This is a genomic window from Pseudomonas sp. MF7453 (genome assembly GCF_016405455.1).
In the GTDB taxonomy this organism is placed as follows: domain Bacteria; phylum Pseudomonadota; class Gammaproteobacteria; order Pseudomonadales; family Pseudomonadaceae; genus Aquipseudomonas; species Aquipseudomonas paralactis.
In genome coordinates this window covers 135,459-159,208 of sequence record NZ_JAEKCN010000005.1, presented here as the reverse complement: position 1 = coordinate 159,208, position 23,750 = coordinate 135,459, and the positions used below count along the sequence as shown (strand labels likewise).

Annotated in this window: 22 protein-coding genes; 6 read left to right on the top strand and 16 right to left on the bottom strand. The window is 60.2% G+C overall.

Going from position 1 to position 23,750, the window contains the following annotated elements; all coding sequences use genetic code 11:
* Nucleotides 1-57: 57 nt before the first annotated feature.
* The 7 genes from JFT63_RS10145 to hflK (JFT63_RS10115) all read right to left on the bottom strand — a co-directional run bounded on the left by JFT63_RS10145 (nucleotide 58) and on the right by hflK (JFT63_RS10115) (nucleotide 7,959).
* Nucleotides 58-846 carry an HvfC/BufC family peptide modification chaperone gene (locus tag JFT63_RS10145; RefSeq protein WP_198843879.1) on the bottom strand — a complete coding sequence of 263 codons (789 nt, stop codon included), beginning with the start codon at nucleotides 844-846 and terminating at the stop codon, nucleotides 58-60.
* Complete coding sequence (gene bufB / locus JFT63_RS10140; protein WP_057701874.1) at nucleotides 837-1,682, bottom strand: MNIO family bufferin maturase; 846 nt, start codon at nucleotides 1,680-1,682, stop codon at nucleotides 837-839. Before bufB ends, JFT63_RS10145 begins: the two co-directional genes overlap by 10 nt.
* Nucleotides 1,683-1,746: 64 nt before the next feature.
* A complete protein-coding gene (gene bufA2, locus JFT63_RS10135; protein WP_057701873.1) occupies nucleotides 1,747-1,998 on the bottom strand; it encodes a BufA2 family periplasmic bufferin-type metallophore in 252 nt (83 codons plus the stop codon).
* A gap of 116 nt (nucleotides 1,999-2,114) precedes the next feature.
* Complete coding sequence (locus tag JFT63_RS10130) at nucleotides 2,115-4,001, bottom strand: cation-translocating P-type ATPase (RefSeq protein WP_198843878.1); 1,887 nt, start codon at nucleotides 3,999-4,001, stop codon at nucleotides 2,115-2,117.
* Entirely contained in the window at nucleotides 3,998-5,032 is a 1,035-nt protein-coding gene (gene hflK / locus JFT63_RS10125; protein ID WP_057701871.1) for a protease modulator HflK, read from the bottom strand. The genes JFT63_RS10130 and hflK (JFT63_RS10125) overlap by 4 nt, the downstream gene beginning before the upstream one ends.
* On the bottom strand, nucleotides 5,029-6,024 hold the full coding sequence (gene hflC / locus JFT63_RS10120; protein ID WP_167346928.1) for a protease modulator HflC: 996 nt from the start codon (nucleotides 6,022-6,024) through the stop codon (nucleotides 5,029-5,031). Before hflC ends, hflK (JFT63_RS10125) begins: the two co-directional genes overlap by 4 nt.
* Before the next feature lie 9 nt (nucleotides 6,025-6,033).
* On the bottom strand, nucleotides 6,034-7,959 hold the full coding sequence (hflK, locus tag JFT63_RS10115) for a protease modulator HflK (protein WP_198843877.1): 1,926 nt from the start codon (nucleotides 7,957-7,959) through the stop codon (nucleotides 6,034-6,036).
* 228 nt (nucleotides 7,960-8,187) lie between these two features.
* On the opposite strand from hflK (JFT63_RS10115), the gene JFT63_RS10110 reads away from it, so the two are divergent.
* Genes JFT63_RS10110 through JFT63_RS10085 form a run of 6 tightly spaced genes read left to right on the top strand, consistent with a single transcriptional unit; the run spans nucleotide 8,188 to nucleotide 13,868 of the window.
* On the top strand, nucleotides 8,188-8,811 hold the full coding sequence (locus JFT63_RS10110) for a CDP-alcohol phosphatidyltransferase family protein (protein WP_186559079.1): 624 nt from the start codon (nucleotides 8,188-8,190) through the stop codon (nucleotides 8,809-8,811).
* Between the two features lie 10 nt (nucleotides 8,812-8,821).
* A complete protein-coding gene (locus tag JFT63_RS10105) occupies nucleotides 8,822-10,570 on the top strand; it encodes a bifunctional alpha/beta hydrolase/class I SAM-dependent methyltransferase (protein ID WP_198843876.1) in 1,749 nt (582 codons plus the stop codon).
* Between the two features lie 2 nt (nucleotides 10,571-10,572).
* Entirely contained in the window at nucleotides 10,573-11,871 is a 1,299-nt protein-coding gene (locus tag JFT63_RS10100) for a phosphatase PAP2/dual specificity phosphatase family protein (RefSeq protein ID WP_198843875.1), read from the top strand.
* On the top strand, nucleotides 11,861-12,304 hold the full coding sequence (locus JFT63_RS10095; protein WP_057701865.1) for a hypothetical protein: 444 nt from the start codon (nucleotides 11,861-11,863) through the stop codon (nucleotides 12,302-12,304). The genes JFT63_RS10100 and JFT63_RS10095 overlap by 11 nt, the downstream gene beginning before the upstream one ends.
* A 9-nt stretch (nucleotides 12,305-12,313) precedes the next feature.
* Nucleotides 12,314-12,934 carry a lysophospholipid acyltransferase family protein gene (locus JFT63_RS10090; RefSeq protein ID WP_198843874.1) on the top strand — a complete coding sequence of 207 codons (621 nt, stop codon included), beginning with the start codon at nucleotides 12,314-12,316 and terminating at the stop codon, nucleotides 12,932-12,934.
* A gap of 1 nt (nucleotide 12,935) precedes the next feature.
* Nucleotides 12,936-13,868: a phosphatidate cytidylyltransferase gene (locus JFT63_RS10085; RefSeq protein ID WP_043048213.1), complete on the top strand. Its 933-nt coding sequence runs from the start codon at nucleotides 12,936-12,938 to the stop codon at nucleotides 13,866-13,868.
* Between the two features lie 79 nt (nucleotides 13,869-13,947).
* Here JFT63_RS10085 and JFT63_RS10080 read toward each other — a convergent pair whose 3' ends face one another.
* From JFT63_RS10080 to atpA, 9 genes are all read right to left on the bottom strand, one after another.
* A complete protein-coding gene (locus JFT63_RS10080) occupies nucleotides 13,948-14,502 on the bottom strand; it encodes a hypothetical protein (RefSeq protein ID WP_198707136.1) in 555 nt (184 codons plus the stop codon).
* A gap of 138 nt (nucleotides 14,503-14,640) precedes the next feature.
* Complete coding sequence (locus tag JFT63_RS10075; RefSeq protein ID WP_198707135.1) at nucleotides 14,641-15,006, bottom strand: hypothetical protein; 366 nt, start codon at nucleotides 15,004-15,006, stop codon at nucleotides 14,641-14,643.
* Nucleotides 15,007-15,090: 84 nt separating this feature from the next.
* A complete protein-coding gene (glmS, locus tag JFT63_RS10070) occupies nucleotides 15,091-16,923 on the bottom strand; it encodes a glutamine--fructose-6-phosphate transaminase (isomerizing) (RefSeq protein ID WP_032894388.1) in 1,833 nt (610 codons plus the stop codon).
* Nucleotides 16,924-16,933: 10 nt separating this feature from the next.
* Nucleotides 16,934-17,701: a DeoR/GlpR family DNA-binding transcription regulator gene (locus tag JFT63_RS10065; RefSeq protein WP_186559074.1), complete on the bottom strand. Its 768-nt coding sequence runs from the start codon at nucleotides 17,699-17,701 to the stop codon at nucleotides 16,934-16,936.
* 227 nt (nucleotides 17,702-17,928) lie between these two features.
* A complete protein-coding gene (glmU, locus tag JFT63_RS10060; protein WP_057701860.1) occupies nucleotides 17,929-19,296 on the bottom strand; it encodes a bifunctional UDP-N-acetylglucosamine diphosphorylase/glucosamine-1-phosphate N-acetyltransferase GlmU in 1,368 nt (455 codons plus the stop codon).
* Nucleotides 19,297-19,419: 123 nt separating this feature from the next.
* Nucleotides 19,420-19,836 carry a F0F1 ATP synthase subunit epsilon gene (locus JFT63_RS10055; RefSeq protein WP_005792601.1) on the bottom strand — a complete coding sequence of 139 codons (417 nt, stop codon included), beginning with the start codon at nucleotides 19,834-19,836 and terminating at the stop codon, nucleotides 19,420-19,422.
* Nucleotides 19,837-19,880: 44 nt separating this feature from the next.
* Entirely contained in the window at nucleotides 19,881-21,257 is a 1,377-nt protein-coding gene (gene atpD, locus JFT63_RS10050; protein WP_003195827.1) for a F0F1 ATP synthase subunit beta, read from the bottom strand.
* A 27-nt stretch (nucleotides 21,258-21,284) separates the two neighbouring features.
* Nucleotides 21,285-22,145 carry a F0F1 ATP synthase subunit gamma gene (atpG, locus tag JFT63_RS10045; RefSeq protein ID WP_057701859.1) on the bottom strand — a complete coding sequence of 287 codons (861 nt, stop codon included), beginning with the start codon at nucleotides 22,143-22,145 and terminating at the stop codon, nucleotides 21,285-21,287.
* 50 nt (nucleotides 22,146-22,195) lie between these two features.
* Entirely contained in the window at nucleotides 22,196-23,740 is a 1,545-nt protein-coding gene (gene atpA / locus JFT63_RS10040; RefSeq protein WP_003195831.1) for a F0F1 ATP synthase subunit alpha, read from the bottom strand.
* Between the last annotated feature and the right edge of the window lie 10 nt (nucleotides 23,741-23,750).

Sequence of the window (23,750 nt, the reverse complement as noted above, 5' to 3'; positions counted from 1 at the left end):
AGTGAGGGTAGACCATCCGAAGACAAAGTAGGAGGCTATCGATTTAATAGCACGTCTCTATGGGGCTCGGAGTTCGAGCAAACCGTCCTGGATCCACTGTTTCAGCCATGTGGCCGCTTGCAGCGACGCACCCTCTGAATAAGTGACTGCCAACTCTGCGCACAGTTCTGAAAAGTTCCAGCCGGTAGTGGTCATTCCTGCCAACGCATAGGCCTCGTCAGGCTCCAGGCTGCGGTAGTGGCACACATTCTGATGACGCCATACCAGGCAGATTTGCACTGGGTCCAGCGCCTGGCTGCCAGGGAAATCCGACTCATCCTTGCTGGCTCGCCAGATCCCTACCGTGTTGAAACGGCACAGCAAATGCTGCACTGAAGGCGCCAGGCTTACCTGGAGTGCCGGCCAGTCCGCAGGCGCCAATTGCGCCATGTCATTCACGGTCAGCGGCGTACCTTGGGGAGCATCGAAGGCCAGAGTAAACGCCCACTCCAGGCGCGCCAATTCAGCCAGCGGCGCACTTTGTTCTGCGAACCAGTGCTCAAGGATAAACATCGAAAAGCGCTCACCCAGCCAACGCAGACTGTAGTGGGCCGAGGGGTAACGACGAATATAGGCTTCGCTCAGCGCGCAAAATTCATCATCACCCAACCAATATCGGATAGCGCTGAAGTCATGGCACAGCACTTCCTTCAATCGCGACAGATAAGCGTTGTGGTAAATCGCCAGGCCAGTGTCCACATCCAGGGTCGGCCCTCCCTGCAAGGTGGCGGCGAAGCTGCTGTTGGCAGCGCAAGTCTCAGTTAACAGATGCTCTTCAAAAGCCAATTGCCAGTCGATCAGGCGCATAGCGACCTCCTGGCCAAAGCGCTGGCAGCCAGCTCGCGGGCCTTGTTCAACTCAGTGAGCAACTCTTCGAACGGCGGGAAATGATCATCGCGTTCCAACAACGTCGACACCGGCCCCAAATGCTCCAGGGTCTGTTGGTAAAGCGCCCACACTGGGTCGCATACCGGATGGTCATGGGTGTCGACCACATAGTCGCCGTAGTCCATATGCCCTGCCAGATGCAGCTGACGAATGCTCTCGGGCGGCAGGTTGCGGATAAACGTCCAGGCATCAAAGCCATGGTTACGCGAGCTGACGTACACATTGTTCACGTCCAGCAGCAACTGGCACCCGCTCAGGTGCGCCAACGCGTTGAGGAACTCCCACTCGGTAAATTCATCGGCCTTGGAGCGCACATAGCTGGAGACATTTTCCAGCACCAGCGGGCGCTGCAACACATCCTGCACCTGACGCACACGACCGGCCACGTGATAGAGGCTTTCTTCGGTGTAAGGCAGCGGCAGCAGGTCATGCAACTGGTGGGCGCTGCCGCGGCTCCAGCACAGATGATCGGAAATCCACGCCGGTTGGATGCGCTCGGCGAGTTGTTTGATTTGCTTCAGGTAATCGATATCGAGGGCATGGGGCCCACCGATGGACAAGGACACACCGTGCATTACCAGCGGGTAACGCTCGGCTATCGCATCCAGGTAGTACAAGGCTTTGCCGCCTTGCACCAAATAATTCTCGGAGATCACTTCGAACCAGTCCACAGCCGGCGACTGTTCGAGGATCTGCTGGTAGTACTCACTGCGCAGGCCCAGGCCGTAACCGAGGCTCGAAAAAGACGTGGGCATAAGACGCTCCAGGAAAAGTGCCCGCAGCGACGGGGGCGATCGCTGCGGTTGCACTCGGTTGCCGTTACTCGCCGACGGTACCGCCCTTCTCGTCGCACATCGCCTTGCTCATGGACAGAAAGCCCTGGCCTTTGCAGGCGCCTTGACCTTTGCACGCGTGATCTTTGGTCTTGCAGTCGTTCTGGCCTTTACACGCGTTGACGCCATAGCAATGCACAGTGGCATCGGCTGCGTGTGCCTGGGTGGCCACACCGGCAAACATTGTGGCGGCAGCCATCGCGAGGGCGGCACCAGCAGCAGCGGATTTAATGCTCATCGTTGTATTCCTCATGATCAGTGGTGAAGTCGGTCCGAACGGATTGTTCAGTCTCGACACGTCACTAGAGTGAGGGCCCCTATCAGCGTTACATCCGTGTGCAGATATTTCTGAAATTATTCATCGAGCTTTAACAGCGGCTCCTGGAAGCGCAACAAACGCCCGGCATTACCCAGCACCAGCAAGGTACTGAGGTTATGCAGCACCGCCGCAATCATGGCGCCCGCCGCCCCCAACCAGCCAAAGGCTGCGAACACCACGATGGCCAACGTCCAGCCCAGGCCGATGATCACGTTCACCTGCAAGGTCTGCCGGCACTGGCGGCTCAAGCGCACGCAGGTGCCCAGGCGGCGTAAATCACTGCCGATCAACACCACATCCGCCGACGCCAGGGCGATATCGGCACCGCCCGCACCCATCGCCACGCCAACCACACCGGCCTTGAGCGCCAACGAATCATTGATGCCATCGCCCACCACCATCGGCCGGAAGCCGCTGCTGATTTCACCCAGCACACGGTTGAGCTTGTCCTCCGGCAAGGCTTGGGCCTGCACATCATTGATGCCCACATTCAGCGCCAGGCTGTCGGCTACGCTTTGGCGGTCGCCGGTCAGCAACAACTGGCGGCCCAGCCCCAAGTCACGCAGCTCTTGCAGGGCCTGGCGCGCTTCGGGTTTGACGCTGTCGGCCAACAGCAGCCAGGCGAGGAACTCGCCGTTCAACGCCAGCCCGGCAATCGGGCCATCATGGGTGGGAACACCGCTGGTCACGATGCCCAGTTGTGCGAACAACTCCGGCCGTCCCAGAGCCGCTTCGCCCTGTTCGGTCTGTGCGACCACGCCCAAGCCCTGACGCTCGCGGATGTCGCTAAGCACCAGCATCTGCTCCTGGGTCGCCAACCCCGCCAACGCTCGGCTGACCGGATGACTACTCGCCGAACCGAGGCTGGCTGCCAGGTTCAGCAGCTTTTGGCGATCCGGCGCGGTAGTCTCGATGGACTGCAAGCGCAGGGTGCCAAAGGTCAGAGTGCCGGTCTTGTCGACCACCAACGAGGTCAGGTCGGCCAACTCTTCGAGAAACGCCGAGCTGCGAATCAGAATCCCATGGCGCGCCGCCACGGCGATCCCCGCAATCGCGGTGGCCGGCGCCGACAGCACCAAAGCGCACGGACACGCCGCCACCAACACCGCCAGCATCGCCTGCGCATCGTTGGTGACAAACCAAGTGACGGCCGCCAGCAGCAACACCAGCACCATGTAGCTGCCGGCATAGCGCTCCAGCAGCCGGGTGATCGGCGGCTTGGAGCGCTCGGCGTTCTGCATCAGTGCAATGACTTTGCCCAGGGTCGATTCGTTGCCAGTACGCGTCACTTCAAGGCGCAGCAGGCCATCGAGGTTGATCGCCCCACCAAACACCTGCACGCCCACGCTGGCTTCCAACGGCACCGACTCGCCGGTGATCGGCGCCGTGTCCAGGCTCGCCTGGCCGGACAGCACCACGCCATCGGCTGGTACTCGGTCGCCGGCGCGAACTTCGACGATATCGCCGGGGTTCAGCGTACCGTTATCCACTTCAGTGATGGTTCCGTCAGCCTGTACCAAACGGGCGTGGCTGCGGGTGAGTTTGCCCAGGGCATGGATCGCTTCCTGGGAGCCAATCACGCTGCGCTCTTCCAGCACATGGCCAAAGATCATGATGATCGGCAGCAACGCGGCGGTGAGCAGATCACCCGTGGCCCAGGCGCCGAGCATGGCCAGGGCGATCAATTGGTCGGTGATGCCGTGCAGGCTCGGAAAGCGCAGGCTGTACCAGGCCGAACGCATCACCGGCACCGCCACCAACAGCGATGCAACCCCCAGCAGCAACTGGCTCACGCCGTTCTGGTCCGGCGCCAGCCAGCGCCATATCAGGCCCAGCACGAGCAACCCCAGGGCAAGCATGGCCAGGGTCAATTGCCGGGCAGCGCTGCGCTGCTCGGCTGAGGTCAGCATGGGTGCGCTCATTGCTCGGCTCCCTGGATGATCAAACGGGAGTCGTCTTTGGGATCGACGGTGGTCACGGAACCCGCCTGGCCGAGAATTTTCGGCAAGCGTTCGCGGTACAGGCGCAACAGCAAACCGGGGTCTTTGACCTGGGCCAGGCTGGCAACGGTCGCGGTTTGCGCCTGGGCATTGGCCAAGCGTTCGCTGGCCTGGGCGTGGGCGACTTGCACCTGGCGGTCAGCCTCCTGGTTCGCGGTCTGGGTGAGTTTTTCCGCTTCTGTGCGGGCGTTGGCCACCGCTTTATCCGCTTGCTGGCTGGCGGTCAGCACCGCGTTAAAGGCATTCACCGCCGGGCCCGGCAGACTCGACTGCACGTCAACGCGGGTGACTTCGATGCCCAGGCCCAGGTCGCTGGCAGCCAACTCGGCCAGGCGCTTATTGATGCCTTGCACCAGATCGCCGCGCAGCCGCTCACGGCGTTCGGCGGCGCCATTGTCGCTGCCGATCAGTTCCGGGCGTGCCACCAGTATCGTGTCCAGATCCCGCGCAGCGGTGAGGGCCACGGCGCTGCGTGTCACCAGCCGATCCAGGGCCGGCAGCACGTGGTCGCCCTGCAACACAAAGGCGTAGGGTTCGGTCACCTTGTAGAACACCCGCACGTCCAGCTGCACCACCCCGGCATCGCCGGTCAGCAGGTAGCCGGAACCGGCCAGGGCATCGCTCAACGGCGTGGCGAAACTGGCCACCCGATCGGCCTGCAGCGCCGCATCGGAACGCAGCAGATTCTCTACCCGGCGTTCGATCACCCGGTCTGCCGCTGGCAATAACACCACTTGCTCAAATGGCTGCGGCCAGGCCAGCAGCAGCCCGGCATTCTGAACGCGATCAAGGGCACCGAAGTGCAGGACCACGGCGCGATTCTGCGGGTCGATCTGGCGCACATTGGAAAAGGCCCAGGCCAGCGCCGCCAACACGGTGACCGCGTACAGCGCCAGGAACGTCAGGCGCCCGGCCTGGATCCATGGGCTGTCCGGGCTGTCACGCTCGCTCATGGCTGGAGATCCTTGGGCCCATCCACCAACGCGCGGAATGGCGCAGCGTCGGTACGCAGGATGATTTTGGTACCCGGAGTAACCACCGTGCCCAGGGTATCCAGCGAACGCAGCAGGTTGTACAGCTGCGGATTGCCAGCGTAGGCGCGGCCATAAATCTGCGCGGCTTCAACCCGCGACTGCGCTTCGATATCGGCGGCTTTCACGGTGGCATCGGCCTGCATGATGCGCGCATCTCGCTCGGCAGCGGAGCGGATCTGCGCCGCTTCGCGCTTGCCCACGGCGGTACGTTCAGTGGCGATGGTTTCACGCTCGGCGCGCATACGATCGACCGTGGCGGTGAGGGTCACCGAAGGCAACGTCAAGCGCTCAATGCCGACCTGCGCCACGCGCACGCCGTAGGTGGCGAGCAATTGTTGATCAATTTGCTGGCGCAACTGCGCTTCAAAATCGGCGATGCGCACTTGGCTGGCATCGGTGTTGATCAAGCTGGACAGGTCAAAGCTGGCCGCCGTGGTTTCCAGCGCCGAGCCGACAAAGGTGCGAATCTGCCGCGCCGCTTCATCCGGCTGGTTCTGCACGGCGCGCATAAAGCGCTGCACATTGTCGGCATCGCCCTGCACCTGCCACGCCACATAGGCTTGCACGATAATTCGCAGGCCATCGCGGGTGCCCACGTCCTGCAAGCCGCTGGAGGTAGTGCGCAGACGCAGGTCCACCGGGATCGCCGCTTCGAACGGTGCCGGCCAGCGCCACCCAAGGCCCGGTTCCAGCAACACGCGCGCGGGGTTGCCGAAGCGGGTAATCACCGTGGCCTCGCCGGAGCGCACTTGCACCAGGCTCGCCGCCGCCACCGCAAACAGCACCAGCAACACCGCCCACGCCATGCGACGCCAGGGAAAAGGCCCGGCCGCTTGCTCATCACCATGGTGGTGATGATGGTGGCCGTGATGATGGTGATGACCGTGATCGTGAGAATGAGCGCTCAACAGACAGACTCCTTATTGAACGGCTTTACGCGGCGCCGACGGGTCGGCGGGCAAGGTAAAAGAACGCAGATCGATCGTCGGCGCACTGTCGGCGCCCAAACGATGATCCAGAATAAGCAGCTTGGCGTGGGCCAGGCCCTGGCTCAGTTGGCTCAGGTACTGTTCAAGCACGAAGGCTTGGCCCGCAGCGGCGTAGGCTTTTTGTTCGGCGGCAAAACGCAGGTTCGCTGCTTGGGCGCCGGCATTCACTTCGCGGGCACTGGCCTGGGCCTGATCGCGGGCGGTACTGGCTTGAAGCAGCGCCTGGTTGGTCTGTTCGCTGGCGGCACCGCGTTCACGGGCGATCAGCGCCTGGGCGCCAATCTGCGCGGCTTGCACACCGTGATAAGCGTTGGCGGCCCCGGCGGGCGGATGAATCGCTTCGACCACCGTGGCGAGGATTTCCACACCGCTGTCGAGGGTTTGCAGATCGGCTTGCACGCTGCGACCAATCTCGTCGGCGAGGCTGGTACGCTCTTCCCCGAGCAATTCATCCAGGGTGCGCGACGCAAAATCGTGCACCAGGATGCGGCTGGCGGTACTGCGGATCAGGGTCGGTATGTCCGCGCTGTTGTAAGTGGCGGCGAGCGCAGCCTGATCGGTAAGGCCGATGCGATAGACGAAGCGCACGTCCATATTGACGATCTGGAAGCCCTGCTTATCGCCGCTGCTGCTGGCAATCACCTGGGATTTATCATTCACATGGCTGGCGTCCCAGAGGCGGTTGGCAATCAACGGCGCCGGGCCTTCGGCTGCGGCCAGCTCCGGTGTGGCGGCTTCGCTGACGCTGGTCGCCAACTCATGCACCACGCCGTTCTCCACGTTGAGTACGCGGCCCAGCGGCCACGGCAAGCCTGTATGCAGGCCGGGGCCGAACACCTCGACAGGTTTGCCGAAGCGTTCATAAATCCCACGGCCTTGCAGGGGCACTTCATGCACGCCGGTCAGCGCCCAGCCGACCGCCAGCACCACCAGCAACACCGGCAGGAAAGCCCGGCGCATGTAGGTAAAGGCCCAGATCTGGCGCAGGTCGATGCCGAAGCGGTTGTGCAACTCATGCTGCAACGCCAACAACGGTTGTGGCGGCCAACGCAGCAGACCGGCGATAAAACTCTGCGCCATCAAGCGCGGCTCAAGGCGCGGCTGGCGCGGGCTGAACAGCGAGAGCACGCCCCTGAGCAGGAACTCCAGTGCCACCAATGCCGGCAACAGGCCGACGAGTGTCGCCAGGCGCAGCGGCCAGACCGACTCGGCATTGGCAAACAACAGGCAAATGGCACTGAGCACCAGACAGATAATCGCCACCCGGCTCAACTGCGCCAGCTGTGAAGCTTCCGGCCATTGGGCGGCGGTTTCCTGGGCCAGGCGGCGTTCGAACACCAGCAAACCAAAAGCCAGCGCCAATGCCAGCGCCGCACCGATACTGGCGGATTGGCCGATGGCCGCAGCAGGCAAGGCCAGGTTCCAGAACTGGATAACGCTGATCAACGCCAACAACGACCACCCGGCCAACCACAGTACCGGCGCACCAACCTGCGCCAGCAGGCCGTTGCCGAAACGGTTGATCAGGCCCTTGTGCCAGGGGGCGGGCTCCATGGGTTGTTCGATCAACTCGCCGCTCGGTACCTCCAGCGCCTGGGCACGCCAATCAGCCACCCACCAGGCCGACTGCAAGCCGGCCACCAGCAGCAGCAAGGCCGACGCGCAGTTGATCAATACCACCGGCCAGATCGACAGGGGCGCAAACAACGCCACGAACAGCGCCAGTACCCAACCGCTGATCGCCAGAGTCGTCAGGCTGATCCCCGCCTGGCGCAATCGACGGGCATGGAACAGCCCTTGCTGAAAACGCGCCAGGCCTTCTACGGAGGCGCCGTCAGCTTCTAAATCCACCTGCATGCACTCAACGCCCACTCGTACACAATTCGTTACGATATAACACAAAGCGTGAAATTTTTGTTCGCTTTTGAATCCGCTGTGAATCCCCCTCCCACATTTGTTTTGCTGTGCTCTCTGGTGTGTGACTAACCCCCTATAAACACGAGCCATCACTGGTGTCGGCTGCGATTAGTCGGCACACTCCGAAACAGTTTTTCGCGGGTTCACGGACAAGGAAGCGTCACCCCCATGATTTCGATCTACCAACTCAAACCGCGGTTTCAAAACCTGCTGCGCCCGCTGGTGCAGCGCCTCTATGACAACGGCACCACCGCCAACCAGATCACCGTGCTGGCCGGGGTGATTTCCCTGCTGGTGGGGTTGTTGATCGCAGGCTTCGCCCACCACCTTTGGCTGTTTGCGCTGATCCCCTTATGGATGATCGTGCGCATGGCCCTCAACGCCATCGACGGCATGCTCGCTCGGGAATTTGGCCAGCAGTCACGCCTGGGTGCGTACCTCAATGAACTGTGCGATGTGATCGCCGACAGCGCGCTGATCCTGCCCTTTGCACTGATCCCCGGTGTGAGCCCGGTGCCGGTGGTGCTGGTGGCATTGCTCGCGGTCTTCAGCGAGTACGCCGGTGTATTGGGGCCGATGGTGGGCGCATCGCGTCGCTATGACGGGCCGATGGGCAAAAGTGACCGGGCTTTTGTACTGGGTGTACTGGCCACCGGCGTGGCGCTGGGCTGGCTCGGCGCCGGTTGGGTCGAGGCGGTGATGTGGCTGGTCGCCGCCCTGCTCGCCTATACCTTGGTCAACCGGGTACGTCAGGGCCTCAAAGAACAGCAACAAACTCCCCCTTCTGCATAAGGATTTTGCGATGCGCGAACAGCAAGAGCACACCTTCAGTACCCATGATGGCGTCGAGCTTTTCTACCGGCACTGGCCGGCCACGGCAGACGCCGGGCCGCGCAAGGCGATCCTGTTGTTCCATCGCGGCCATGAGCACTCAGGGCGTATTGCCCACCTGGTGGATGAACTGGGCCTGCCTGAATTCGACTTCTTCGCCTGGGACGCCCGCGGCCACGGCCAATCCCCCGGCGCGCGTGGCGACAGCCCCAGCTTCGCCACCAGCGCCCGTGATGTGCAGACCTTCTGCGACCACATCGGCGCCGTCTACGGCATTGAAGAGGACAACCTGGCCGTTATCGCCCAAAGCGTCGGTGCGGTGATTGCCGCCACGTGGGTTCACGATTACGCACCAAAAATCCGCGCCCTGGTGCTCGCCTCGCCCGCCTTCAAGGTCAAGCTGTACGTGCCCTTCGCCCGCCCCGGCCTGGCCTTGATGCGCAAGTTCAAGGGCAACTTTTTCGTCAACAGCTACGTCAAGGCCAAGTTCCTCAGCCATGATCCGGAACGCGTGGCGTCCTACGACAGCGATCCGCTGATCACCAAAGCCATCTCGGTGAATGTGCTGCTGGGCCTGTACGAAGCGGCCGACCGGGTTGTCGCCGACGCCCAGGCGATCCAGGTGCCCACCCAACTGCTTATCTCCGGCTCCGACTTTGTGGTGCACCGTAAACCCCAGCAGCAGTTTTTCGACCGCCTCGGCAGCCTGAAAAAAGAGCTGCATATCCTCCCCGGTTTCTTCCACGACACCCTCGGCGAACGTGATCGTGCCGTGGCCGTGAGCAGCGCCAAGCGCTTTATCCTGCAGAACTTCACACACCCGCTGGACCGCGCTTCTCTGCTGGACGCCGACAAACTTGGCGCCACGTGCGCCGAATCCGAATCCCTCGCCGCGCCGTTGCCACGCAATTCCCTGCGCGACCTGTACTGGCGCATGACCCGCGCCAGCATGGGCCTGGGCAGGAACCTTTCGGACGGCGTGAAGCTGGGCTTCGACACCGGCTTCGATTCCGGCAGCACCCTGGACTACGTGTATCGCAATAAGCCTACCGGCAAGGGCGGGCTGGGGCGGATGATCGACACCAACTACCTCAATTCCATCGGCTGGCGCGGTATTCGCCAGCGCAAGCTGAACGTCGAGGAGCTGCTGCGCCTGGCCATGGCCAAGCTGCGTGACGATCAACGTGAAGTGCGCATCGTCGACATCGCCGCCGGCCACGGCCGTTACATTCTTGAAGCCTTGCAGGGCGTTTCACCGATGCCGGAGTCGATCCTGCTGCGCGACTACAGCGACATCAACGTGCGCGACGGTGGCGCGCTGATTCGCGAAAAGGGTTTGGGCGACATCGCCCAGTTCGTCAAAGGCGATGCGTTCGACCGCGCTGACCTGGCCGCCCTGGACCCCAAGCCGACCCTGGCCGTGGTGTCTGGCCTGTACGAATTGTTCGCCGACAATGCCATGGTCGGTGGTTCGCTGGCGGGCTTGGCCGAAGCCGTGGAGCCAGGTGGCTACCTGGTTTACACCGGGCAGCCGTGGCACCCGCAGTTGGAGCTGATTGCCCGCGCGCTCACCAGTCACCGTCAGGGCCAGGCCTGGGTGATGCGTCGACGCAGCCAGGCGGAAATGGACCAACTCGTCGAAGCGGCGGGCTTTCGCAAGATCACCCAGCGCGTGGATGAGTGGGGCATTTTCACCGTGTCCTTGGCACAGAAGATCTGAACATGCGCGAACCCGGTTTATTGAAACCCGCGGTCCTGTGGCTGTTGCTGTTGGCGCCGCTGTTTTTCAGCACCTACGGCTTCGCCACCTGGGTCACCAGCCAGCGCAGCGACGTCGGCACCCTGGTGTTCGGCTGGGAAACACACATGCCGTTCTGGGCATGGACCATCGTGCCCTACTGGTCCATCGACCTGCTCTACGGGTTCTCCCTGCTGCTGCCCAATACACGGCATGAGTTGAAACAACATGCGCTGCGCCTGCTGAGTGCGCAGGTGATTGCCGTGAGTTGCTTCCTGATCTGGCCATTGCGCTTCACCTTCGAGCGACCGGAACTGGACGGCGTGTTCGGCTGGCTGTTCGCCGTGCTGGCCGGTTTTGACAAGCCCTTCAACCAGGCGCCTTCGCTGCATATCGCGCTGCTGGTGATCCTGTGGGTGATGTACCAACGGCACACCCAGGGGATCTGGCGCTGGGTGGTGCATGGCTGGTTCGCGCTGATCGGTGTTTCGGTGCTGACCACTTATCAACATCACTTTATCGACTTACCCACAGGCGCTCTCGCGGGTTGGTTGTGCGTGTGGTTATGGCCGGTGGAACACCCGAGCCCCTTATTGAATGCGCGGTTGACGCGAGATACCCAACGTTGGCGCCTGGCTGTGCGCTATGGGCTGGGCGCGCTATTACTGCTGGCGCTTGCCCTGGTACTGGGCGGCGGCTGGCTGTGGCTGCTGTGGCCAGCGGTTTCCCTGGGCTTGATCGCGGCCAACTACCTTTTGATCGGCGCGTCGGGCTTTCAAAAACGTACGGATGGCCGTCTTACGCCTGCCGCCCGCTGGTTGTATGCGCCTTATTTAGTGGGTGCGTGGATCAATTCGCGGCTGTGGACACGCAAACATCCACAGCCGGACCTGATTGTGGATAACGTCTGGCTGGGGCGAGTTCCTACAACCTCTGAGCAAGGCCCGTTCAAAGCCATTCTCGATCTGTGTGCCGAACTGCCGATTAATCCACAGGGCCGTGCTTATGCCTGCGTGCCGGTACTGGACCTGATCACCCCGACAGCCGACGAATGCCTGAAGGCCGCCCACGCCATTGAACGTTTGCGAACGAGTGGCCCCTTGCTGGTGTGCTGCGCCCTCGGTTATTCCCGTAGCGCCACTGCGGTCGCCGCCTGGCTGCTGAACACCGGGCGCGCCGCAACGGTTGACCAAGCACTGGCTATTATTCGTACAGCACGGGCCACTGTGGTCCTGCACCCCGCACACCGTAAAGCGTTGGAGGGTTTACACCATGCCCGCTGATATGGAACTCCAGGTCGTCGCCAGCCTGCTGCGCCGCGGCCGCTCCCTGGATCAGTTATCCACAGGCCTGACGTTGCTCGGCGTACTGTTCGGCCTTGCCCAACTGTTGTTGGCCAGTATCTCGACGATCTGCCTGCTGTTGGCCCTGTGGCTGATTGTGCTGGGCCTGCTGCAAAAGTACTGGGCGCTGCGGGTGGCCTTCGACGCCGACCTGTTCGCCTTGCTGGCCCGCGACGTTACCCGCACGCCAGACCTTGACCAAGCGTTGCAAGCCCTTGGCCTGCAATCGCCCAAGCGAGCCGGTCGGCCATGGAGCGAACGTCGGCGCGGCGCTCTCAAACTGTTGCGTAAACAAGCCTGGCTGCTGGGCGCGCAAGCGCTGCTGACCCTGGGCGTCATCCTTGCCAGCCCTTGGCTGCCTTTTGCCGGATAAGGAATCCTCATGTTCGAACCCGTGGTCGCCACGCTGATTACCTCCATGGCCCGCACCGTCACCGGCGCTCGCAGCCTGTGGCTGGGGTGCGCGCCAGTGCCGGTGCAACGCATCTATTTCGCCAACCACAGCAGCCACGGCGACTTCGTGCTGGTGTGGGCGTCGCTGCCGCAGAACCTGCGCAAGTTCACACGCCCGGTGGCCGGCAGCGATTACTGGAACAAGAGCGCGTTGCGCCGCTACATCATCAACCGCGTATTCAATGGTGTGCTGATCGACCGCGAGCGCAAAGAGGCTGTGGATAACCCACTGATGCCCATGCTCGCGGCCCTGGAAGGCGGCGATTCGTTGATCATCTTTCCCGAAGGCACGCGCAATCTGGAGGATGGCTTGCTGCCGTTCAAAAGCGGTTTGTATCACTTGGCAAAGAGTTACCCACAGGCCGAATTGGTCCCTGTGTGGATAGCCAACTTGAACCGGGTCATGCCCAAGGGTCGCGTATTGCCACTGCCGTTGTTATGCACCACCAGCTTCGGTGCCCCCCTGCAATTGGAAGAAGGCGAAGACAAAGCCGCATTCCTCGCCCGCAGCCGCGACGCCCTGCTCGCCCTTGCCCCGGAGCATTCCTGAGATGGATAGCCAAACCCTGATGTTATTTGGCGGCATCGGCGCGATCCTGGTCATCGCCTCGCTGATCGGCCTGATCCTCAAGCTGCGCACCCGTGGCAGCCCGAATGCCGTGATCGACAACCTCAACGCCCGTATCAACGCGTGGTGGGTGATGGTGGTGGTAATCGGCATCGCTTTTTGGCTAGGCACCGGCGCAGTGATCCTGCTGTTCTACGCGGTGTCGTTCTACGCCCTGCGCGAATTTCTCACCCTCACGCCTACCCGGCGCAGCGACTACCCGGCCCTGGTGGCCGCTTTCTACCTCGCCCTGCCGCTGCAATATGTGCTGATCTACGCCGACTGGTATGGGCTGTTCTCGATCTTCATCCCTGTGTATGTGTTTTTGCTGCTGCCGATCCTCGCCTCCCTGGGCGGGGACAGTACGCACTTCCTGGAACGTGCATCGAAGGTGCAATGGGGGTTGATGATCGCGGTGTTCTGCGTGTCTTTCGTACCGGCGCTGCTGACGTTGGACATCCCCGGCTACGAAGGCCGCAACCTGCTGCTGATCGCCTATCTGGTGATCGTGGTGCAACTGTCGGACGTATTGCAGTACGTGTGCGGCAAGCTGTTCGGCAAACACAAGATCGCGCCCAACCTGTCGCCGTCGAAAACCGTGGAAGGTTTCGTCGGCGGGATCCTGTTGTCATCGCTGATCGGCGCAGCGCTGTGGTGGACCACACCGTTCAATCCGTGGCAATCATTCCTGATCGCGCTGCTGATCAACCTGCTGGGGTTTGCGGGAGGGATTGTGATGTCGGCGATCAAGCGTGACCGCGGTGTGAAAGACTGGGGACACATGATCGAAGGGCACGGCGGGATGCTGGATCGGCTGGATTCAGTGTGCTTTGCGGCGCCGATCTTTTTCCATCTTGTGCGTTACTGGTGGACCTAAAGCAAATCTTCCAAGGATCACATGTTGGGTATCTATCACCCCCAACATGTGCCCGCTCATTCAATTTGCCAGATCAGTATTACGTAATTTTCAACTGTGTACGTGTCGGCTCGAATCCATCCAGCGTGGATGTACTTACCATAATATTAATAGGAAGATCATCATCCAAACTATCAACCTGAATCAACTTTATGTGCGAGAGCTGCGCATAGAGCAAGGACTTTGCATCAGGGGAAAAAGTTATTCGTCCGTACATTTCATCGACTGTAGGGGCTACAAATGCGCTCCAGTAAACTTGTGTATCCGAAGCGAGGTCATAACGCGCTAAATATCTGGCAGTGATTTCCTCCGGTGTATCAGTCAGCAACACTGGAAGAGGGGATAAATATTCAGGCGTTTCGATGAAGCCTTCAATAGTTAACTTATTGTAGTAGAAGTCAAAACGGCCCGAATACCCTTTACCATAAGCCATCACCACATCAAGACGAAATCCTTTCTCTTCGTAGTATCCATTGTGGTTCATCCTCGACGTCATGGATTCTATCTGGTCCGCGCGAAGCTTGAGCTCTGGGTTATTAAGGTTTATGAGCGCTAAAAGATTTTCGAACTCGGTAAGGTTTTTATCGACTTTCATGGTCACTTCTGACTTTTTGGATTTACTCTAAGCTAACGGACGGACTTACCCCCATAAATAAGACGATTCTTAAATCAGATTTCGACTTAACCACTATGCGCAAAGATTGGTCCTACAGTAAATGCGACTGCGGGCTCTTTAAGCAGTGGTCTCGACATAGCTAGACTCTCCACCTCCTGTCGCACCCGACAGCCAGCCCCAAACGAAACTCAGCGTCGTGCGCCCGGCGTGATCCACACCTACCGTGCCTCGTGACCACCCCGCGAGCAGTTCCCCTTCCAGGGTCACGCATTGATAAAGCAGCTCAATGGTATCTGCACCGGTCACTCGCCCGACCTGCGTTCCCAGGCGAACCCGCCCACCCTGGTAAGTGCTCGAAATCACGCCGTCTTCGACCTGGTAATGAAACACGGTGCCGGTACCGGACAACCCTTGGGCGTTGTTGGCGACCACGAACCGGCGATTGTGCAAACATGCGTGGACGGTAGCAGGAGGACTTTGCATCAATACGCATCCTTGAATTGAGCGAATCCAAAACATCAAAAAGGGGCTGTTGAAAACAGCCCCTTTTGGGTACATCAGTAAGGCTTACTCCACCGTCACCGACTTCGCCAGGTTACGCGGCTGGTCAACGTCGGTGCCCTTGAGCACGGCGACGTAGTACGACAGCAACTGCAGCGGGATGGTGTAGAGGATCGGCGACAGGGTGTCGTGGATGTGAGGCATGTTGATCACATGCGTGCCTTCACCATTGGTCATGCCGGCCTTCTCATCGGCGAAGACGATCAGTTGGCCGCCACGGGCGCGTACTTCCTGCAGGTTGGACTTGAGCTTCTCCAGCAGTTCGTTGTTCGGCGCGACTGTGACCACCGGCATGTCGTCATCCACCAGGGCCAATGGCCCGTGTTTCAGCTCGCCGGCCGGGTAGGCTTCGGCGTGGATGTACGAGATTTCCTTGAGTTTCAGCGAGCCTTCCATCGCCACCGGGTATTGCGCGCCACGACCCAGGAACAGGGTGTGGTTCTTGTCGGCGAACAGCTCAGCAACTTTTTCCACGGTGCTGTCCATGGCCAGGGCTTCGCCCAAACGGGTCGGCAGGCGGCGCAGCTCTTCTACCAGGGTGGCTTCGACACCTTCGGCGAGGGTGCCGCGTACCTGGCCCAGGGACAGGGTCAGCAGCAACAGCCCCACCAGTTGGGTGGTGAAGGCTTTGGTGGACGCCACGCCGATTTCGCGACCGGCCTGGGTCAGCAGGGTCAGGTCGGATTCACGCACCAGGGAGCTGATGCTGACGTTGCAGATGGCCAGGCTGCCGAGGAAACCCAGCTCCTTGGCGTTGCGCAGGGCCGCCAGGGTGTCGGCGGTTTCACCGGACTGGGAGATGGTCACGAACAAGGTATCGGGCTGCACTACCACTTTGCGGTAGCGGAACTCGCTGGCAACTTCGACCTGGCAGGGGATGCCGGCCAGTTCTTCCAGCCAGTAACGCGCCACCATACCGGCGTGGTAGCTGGTGCCACAGGCGACGATCTGCACATTGCGCACTTTGGCGAACAGTTCGGCGGCTTGCGGGCCGAAGGCGTTGACCAGCACTTGGTTCTGGCTCAGGCGACCTTCCAGGGTGCGCTGCACCACCGATGGCTGCTCGTGGATTTCCTTGAGCATGAAGTGGCGGAATTCGCCCTTGTCGGCGGCTTCGGCACCGTCGCGGTATTGCACGGCTTCGCGCTCGACGGACTGACCGTTCACGTCCCAGATCTGCACGCTTTCACGACGGATGTCGGCAATATCGCCTTCTTCCAGGTACATGAAGCGGTCGGTCACCTGGCGCAGGGCCAGTTGGTCGGAGGCGAGGAAGTTCTCACCCAGGCCCAGGCCGATTACCAATGGGCTGCCGCTGCGGGCTGCCACGACGCGGTCAGGCTGGCTGGCGCTGATCACGGCCAGGCCGTAGGCGCCGTGCAGCTCCTTGACCGTGGCCTTGAGGGCGGTGGTCAGGTCACTGTGGTCCTTGAGCTTATGGTTGAGCAGGTGGGCGATCACTTCGGTGTCAGTGTCCGAGGTGAACACATAGCCCAAGCCCTTGAGCTGTTCACGCAGCACTTCGTGGTTTTCGATGATGCCGTTGTGCACCACCGCCAGGTCACCGGAGAAGTGCGGGTGAGCGTTGCGTTCGCACGGCGCACCGTGAGTGGCCCAACGGGTGTGGGCAATCCCTAAGCGCCCCACCAGCGGCTCGCCGGCCAGGGCCTGGTCCAACTCGCTGACCTTGCCCGGGCGGCGCATACGCTCAAGCTTGCCGGCGTTGGTGAAAACGGCTACACCGGCGCTGTCATAGCCGCGGTATTCCAGGCGCTTGAGGCCTTCGATCAGGATGGCAGTTACGTTACGTTCGGCGACTGCGCCAACAATTCCACACATGGTGCTTCTCCTAGATGACTGCCGCGCATATCAGCGTAATGCCGCGGGCTTGGATCTGGTCGCGGGCCTCAGACGGCAGGCGATCATCGGTAATAAGGGTGTGGACGCTGCTCCAGGGCAGTTCCAGGTTGGGAATCTTGCGGCCGATCTTGTCGGATTCGACCATCACCACCACTTCACGGGCGACCTCGGCCATGACGCGGCTCAGGCCCAGCAGTTCGTTGAAGGTGGTGGTGCCGCGCTGCAAATCGATGCCATCGGCGCCAATGAACAACTGATCGAAATCGTAAGAACGCAGCACCTGCTCGGCAACCTGCCCCTGGAACGAGTCCGAATGCGGGTCCCAGGTACCGCCGGTCATTAACAGCACCGGTTCATGTTCCAGTTCGCTCAGGGCGCGGGCCACATTCAAGGAGTTGGTCATAACCACCAGCCCGGGTTGATGGCCCAGTTCGGGAATCATCGCAGCGGTGGTGCTACCGCTATCGATGATGATGCGCGCGTGTTCACGCAAGCGCACCACGGCCGCACGCGCAATCGCGCGCTTGTAGGCCGAGATGGGCTGGGCGGCATCGCCCACCAGCTCTTGGGGCATGGTGATCGCACCACCGTAGCGACGCAGGAGCAGGCCGTTACTTTCGAGGGCGGCCAAGTCCTTGCGGATGGTGACTTCCGACGTTTCGAAACGCTTGGCCAATTCGTCCACGCTGACTTCGCCCTGTTCATTGAGCAAGGTGAGAATGTTGTGGCGTCGTTGGGGGGTATTTCGTTTCGACATGGTAATGATAAGTTTCGTTTCGAAAGATAACGAAGGCAATCAAAACCTATTGGCGAAAGATCGTCAAGCGGGGCATGCAATATTTTTAAGTCACCACACATCAATTGTGGGAGCTGGCTGGCCTGCGATAGCGGTTTGTCAGGCGACATCCATGCTGAATGTCAGACCGCTATCGCAGGCAAGCCAGCTCCCACAGGAGCGCGTCAGCCAATCGAATTGTGGATAACTCAGTTCTTTTTGATTTTGACCGGGCGTTTCCAGCCATCGATGTTGCGCTGGCGAGCGCGGGCAACGGCCAGTTGGGACTTATCCACATCCTGGTTGATGGTCGAGCCCGCTGCGGTGTTGGAACCGTCACCAATGGTCACGGGGGCAATCAACGAATTGTTGGAACCGATGAATACATCTTCACCGATCGTCGTTTGGTACTTGTTGGCGCCGTCGTAGTTGCAGGTGATGGTGCCGGCACCGATGTTGGTACGTGCACCGATGACGGCATCGCCCAGGTAAGTCAGGTGACCGACTTTTGCACCTTCGCCGAGGTGAGCGTTTTTCAGTTCGACAAAGTTACCCACATGGGCCTGGGCCCCCAGCTCACTACCCGGACGCAAGCGCGCAAACGGCCCGGCATCGCTGCCCTCGCCCATCACGGCACCGTCGATATGGCTGTTGGCCTTGACCACCACGCCTTTGCGCAAGGTGCTGTCCTTGATTACGCAGTTCGGGCCGATGACCACGTTGTCTTCAATGATCACCCGGCCTTCGAGGATCACGTTGATATCGATCAGCACGTCGCGGCCCACCGTCACCTCGCCACGCACATCGAAACGCGCCGGGTCACGCAGGGTCACGCCTTGAGCCATCAGACGCAGGCCTTCGCGCAGTTGGTAGTGACGCTCCAGCTCTGCGAGCTGCTTGCGGTCGTTGGCGCCCTGCACTTCCATCGGGTCGTGGGGCTGCTCAGTGGCGACCAGCAGGCCATCGCTGACGGCCATCTCAATGACGTCGGTGAGGTAGTACTCGCCCTGGGCATTGTTGTTGGACAGACGGCTCATCCAGTCGCCCAGCTTGTCAGCGGGTACGGCAAGAATGCCGGTGTTGCCTTCGGTAATGGCGCGCTGGGCTTGGCTGGCGTCCTTGTGCTCGACGATCGCGGCGACCTTGCCGTCGGCGTTGCGCACAATGCGGCCATAGCCGGTAGGGTCGTCCAGTTCAACGGTGAGCAGGCCCATCTGGCCAGGCACCACATGCTTGAGCAGGCGTTGCAGGGTTTCCACTTCGATCAGCGGTACGTCACCGTAAAGAATCAGCACTGTGTCGGCGCTGATGAACGGTACGGCTTGCGCAGTGGCGTGGCCGGTGCCCAGTTGCTTGTCTTGCAATACGAAATTCAGGTCGTCCGCGGCCAGACGCTCACGGACCACATCGGCACCGTGGCCAATCACCACATGAATACGTTGTGGGTCCAGTTGCCGGGCGCTGTGGATAACATGACCCAGCATGGAATTGCCCGCGACCGGATGCAGCACCTTGGGCAGGGCCGAACGCATACGAGTGCCCTGGCCTGCGGCGAGAATGACGATTTCAAGAGACATGAATGGCTACCAATCCTGGGCGGTCCGGGTTCAGACCAAAGAAGTGTTTTGCAAAAAAAGAAAAAGGGTAGCCGAGGCTACCCTTTTTAATCAATCACGCATGAAGCGTAACGGCATGGCCGCTTACTTCTTGCGGATCTGCTGGAGCGTGCGCAGCTGAGCTGCAGCCTCGGCCAGACGAACTGCAGCAGCGCTGTAGTCGAAGTCTGCACCTTTTTCGTTCAGGGCCTTCTCGGCAGCCTTGACGGCTTCCTGAGCGGAGGCTTCATCCAGGTCGCCAGCACGTTGCACGGTGTCGGCAAGTACCTTGACCATGTTCGGCTGAACCTCGAGGAAACCACCGGAGATGTAAAACACCTCCTTTTCCCCGCCTTGCTTGGTCAGAGTGATCGGACCTGGCTTCAAGCTGGTAATCAACGGAGCGTGACCCATGGCGATACCAAGATCACCCAAGTCGCCGTGCGCTGTTACAAACTCGACCAGACCGGAGAAAATTTCCCCTTCCGCGCTGACGATATCGCAATGGACTGTCATAGCCATCTGATTGCCTCAACCTGATGAGCGCCCGTTGCCGGGCGCCTGGATTACAGTTTCTTGGCTTTCTCGATCGCTTCTTCGATGCCGCCGACCATGTAGAACGCTTGTTCTGGCAGGTGGTCGTAGTCACCGTTGAGGATGCCTTTGAAGCCAGCAATGGTGTCTTTCAGGGAAACGTATTTACCCGAGGCACCGGTGAAGACTTCAGCCACGAAGAACGGCTGCGACAAGAAACGCTGGATCTTACGAGCACGGTTTACCAACTGCTTGTCGGCTTCCGACAGCTCGTCCATACCCAGGATCGCAATGATGTCCTTCAGTTCTTTGTAACGCTGCAGCACGTACTGAACGCCGCGTGCGGTGTCGTAGTGCTCCTGGCCGATCACGTTCGGATCCAGCTGACGCGAAGTCGAGTCGAGTGGATCGACCGCTGGGTAGATACCCAGGGAAGCGATGTCACGGGACAGAACGACGGTGGCGTCCAAGTGGGCGAAGGTGGTGGCTGGCGACGGGTCGGTCAAGTCATCCGCAGGTACGTATACCGCTTGGATCGAGGTGATCGAACCTTCCTTGGTCGAAGTGATACGTTCTTGCAGAACGCCCATCTCTTCAGCCAGGGTCGGCTGGTAACCTACTGCAGAAGGCATACGGCCCAGCAGTGCGGATACTTCAGTACCGGCCAGGGTGTAACGGTAGATGTTGTCGACGAACAGCAGAACGTCGTTACCTTCGTCACGGAACTTCTCGGCCATGGTCAGGCCAGTCAGTGCTACGCGCAGACGGTTTCCCGGCGGCTCGTTCATCTGACCGTAAACCAGTGCCACTTTGTCCAGAACGTTGGAGTCCTTCATCTCGTGGTAGAAGTCGTTACCCTCACGAGTACGCTCACCCACACCTGCGAACACGGAATAACCGCTGTGCTCGATGGCGATGTTACGGATCAGTTCCATCATGTTTACGGTCTTGCCTACACCGGCACCACCGAACAGACCGACTTTACCGCCCTTGGCGAACGGGCAAACCAGGTCGATAACCTTGATGCCGGTTTCCAGCAGGTCGTTGCCGCCCGCTTGTTCTGCGAACGAAGGTGCTGCGCGGTGAATGCCCCAGCGCTCTTCGGTGGCGATCGGGCCAGCTTCGTCGATCGGGTTGCCCAGTACGTCCATGATCCGGCCCAGGGTCGCTTTACCGACCGGTACGGAGATGGCAGCGCCAGTGTCGACAACGTCCAGACCGCGCTTCAAGCCTTCGGTGGAACCCATCGCAATGGTACGAACTACGCCGTCGCCCAGCTGCTGCTGAACTTCCAGGGTAGTTTCCGCGCCTTGTACTTTCAGCGCGTTGTAGATGCTCGGTACGCTGTCGCGTGGAAATTCCACGTCGATAACGGCGCCGATGATTTGAACGATACGTCCGCTACTCATAGCTGGATCCTCTGAATATTTGAACCGTTAAACCGCGGCAGCGCCGCCGACGATTTCCGAGATCTCTTGGGTGATCGCAGCCTGACGCGCCTTGTTGTAGATCAGCTGCAAATCGCTGATCAGATCACCGGCGTTATCGGTAGCGTTTTTCATCGCGATCATCCGCGCCGCTTGTTCAGCTGCGTTGTTCTCGACCACCGCCTGGTACACCTGCGACTCCACGTAGCGCACCATCAAGCCGTCAAGCAGCTCTTTGGCGTCTGGTTCGTAGAGGTAGTCCCAGTGGTGCTTGAGTTCCTGATCCGGAGTCGCCACAAGTGGAATCAATTGCTCCACGGTTGGCTGCTGGGTCATGGTGTTGATGAACTTGTTGGATACCACGCAGAGGCGGTCAATACGACCTTCCAGGTACGCATCCAGCATCACCTTCACACTGCCGATCAAATCATTGATCGACGGCTCTTCACCCAGGTGGCTGATAGCTGCAACGACGTTACCGCCGAAGTTGCGGAAAAAGGCCGCACCCTTGCTACCAACAACACACAGATCGATCTCGACGCCGTTTTCGCGGTTTACCGCCATGTCCTTGACCAGGGCCTTGAACAGGTTGGTATTCAGACCACCACACAAACCACGGTCACTGCTCACTACCACATAACCTGCACGCTTGACGGCGCGCTCGATCATGAACGGGTGGCGGTATTCCGGGTTGGCGTTGGCCAGATGCCCAATTACCTGGCGGATACGCTCCGCATAAGGACGGCTAGCAGCCATGCGCATTTGTGCCTTGCGCATTTTGCTGACCGCCACTTTTTCCATGGCGCTGGTAATTTTTTGCGTGCTTTTGATGCTCGCAATCTTACTGCGAATCTCTTTTGCGCCTGCCATGTAACACCTATCAGGTTAGCAAGCGGGAGCCTTGCGGCTCCCGCTGCGGCTTACCAGGTTTGGGTGGCCTTGAACTTCTCGATACCGGCTTTCATGCCAGCGTCGATATCGTCATTGAAGTCACCCTTCACGTTGATCTTCGCCATCAATTCGGCGTGATCGCGGTTGAAGTAAGCAATCAGCGCTTGTTCAAAGCTGCCGACCTTGGCGATTTCAACGTCGGTCAGGAACCCACGCTCAGCGGCATACAGCGACAACGCCATGTCGGCAATCGACATTGGGGCGTATTGCTTCTGCTTCATCAGCTCGGTAACGCGCTGACCATGCTCAAGTTGCTTACGGGTCGCTTCGTCCAGGTCAGAAGCGAACTGGGCGAATGCCGCCAGTTCACGGTACTGAGCCAGAGCGGTACGGATACCACCGGAGAGCTTCTTGATGATCTTGGTCTGAGCGGCACCACCCACACGGGATACCGAAACACCGGCGTTCACAGCAGGACGGATCCCGGAGTTGAACATGGCCGATTCCAGGAAGATCTGACCGTCGGTGATGGAAATCACGTTGGTCGGAACGAACGCGGAAACGTCGCCAGCCTGGGTTTCGATGATCGGCAGTGCGGTCAGGGAACCGGTTTTGCCGGTCACTGCGCCGTTGGTGAACTTCTCTACGTATTCTTCCGAAACGCGGGATGCGCGCTCCAGCAGACGGGAGTGGAGATAGAACACGTCGCCTGGGTAGGCTTCACGGCCTGGTGGACGGCGCAGCAGCAGGGAAATCTGGCGGTAAGCCACTGCTTGCTTGGACAGATCGTCATAAACGATCAGCGCGTCTTCACCGCGGTCGCGGAAGAATTCACCCATGGTGCAACCGGAGTACGGTGCCAGGAATTGCAGCGCAGGAGATTCCGAAGCACTGGCAGCCACGATGATCGTGTTGGCCAGGGCGCCGTTTTCTTCCAGCTTGCGAACCACGTTGGCGATGGTCGATTGCTTCTGACCGATGGCTACGTAGACGCAGAAAATGCCGCTGTCTTTCTGGTTGATGATCGCGTCGATCGCCAGAGCGGTTTTACCGATCTGACGGTCACCGATGATCAGCTCACGCTGGCCACGGCCGACCGGGATCATGGCATCGACAGCCTTGTAGCCAGTCTGTACAGGCTGGTCTACCGACTTACGCCAGATCACGCCTGGAGCAACTTTCTCGACCGCGTCGGTCTCGGTGTTGCCCAGTGGACCTTTACCGTCAACAGGGTTACCCAGTGCGTCGACTACGCGACCCAGCAGTTCCTTACCAACCGGAACTTCCAGGATGCGGCCTGTGCACTTGGCGCTCATGCCTTCAGCCAGACTGGTGTACGCGCCCAATACAACGGCACCTACGGAGTCTTGCTCCAGGTTGAGGGCCATACCGTAGACGCCGCCCGGAAACTCGATCATCTCGCCGTACATAACGTCGGCCAGACCGTGAATCCGCACGATGCCGTCAGATACGCTGACGACAGTGCCTTCGTTACGGGCTTGGGAGGTCACATCGAGCTTGTCGATGCGGCCCTTGATAATTTCACTTATTTCGGAAGGATTGAGTTGCTGCATTGCTCTGCTG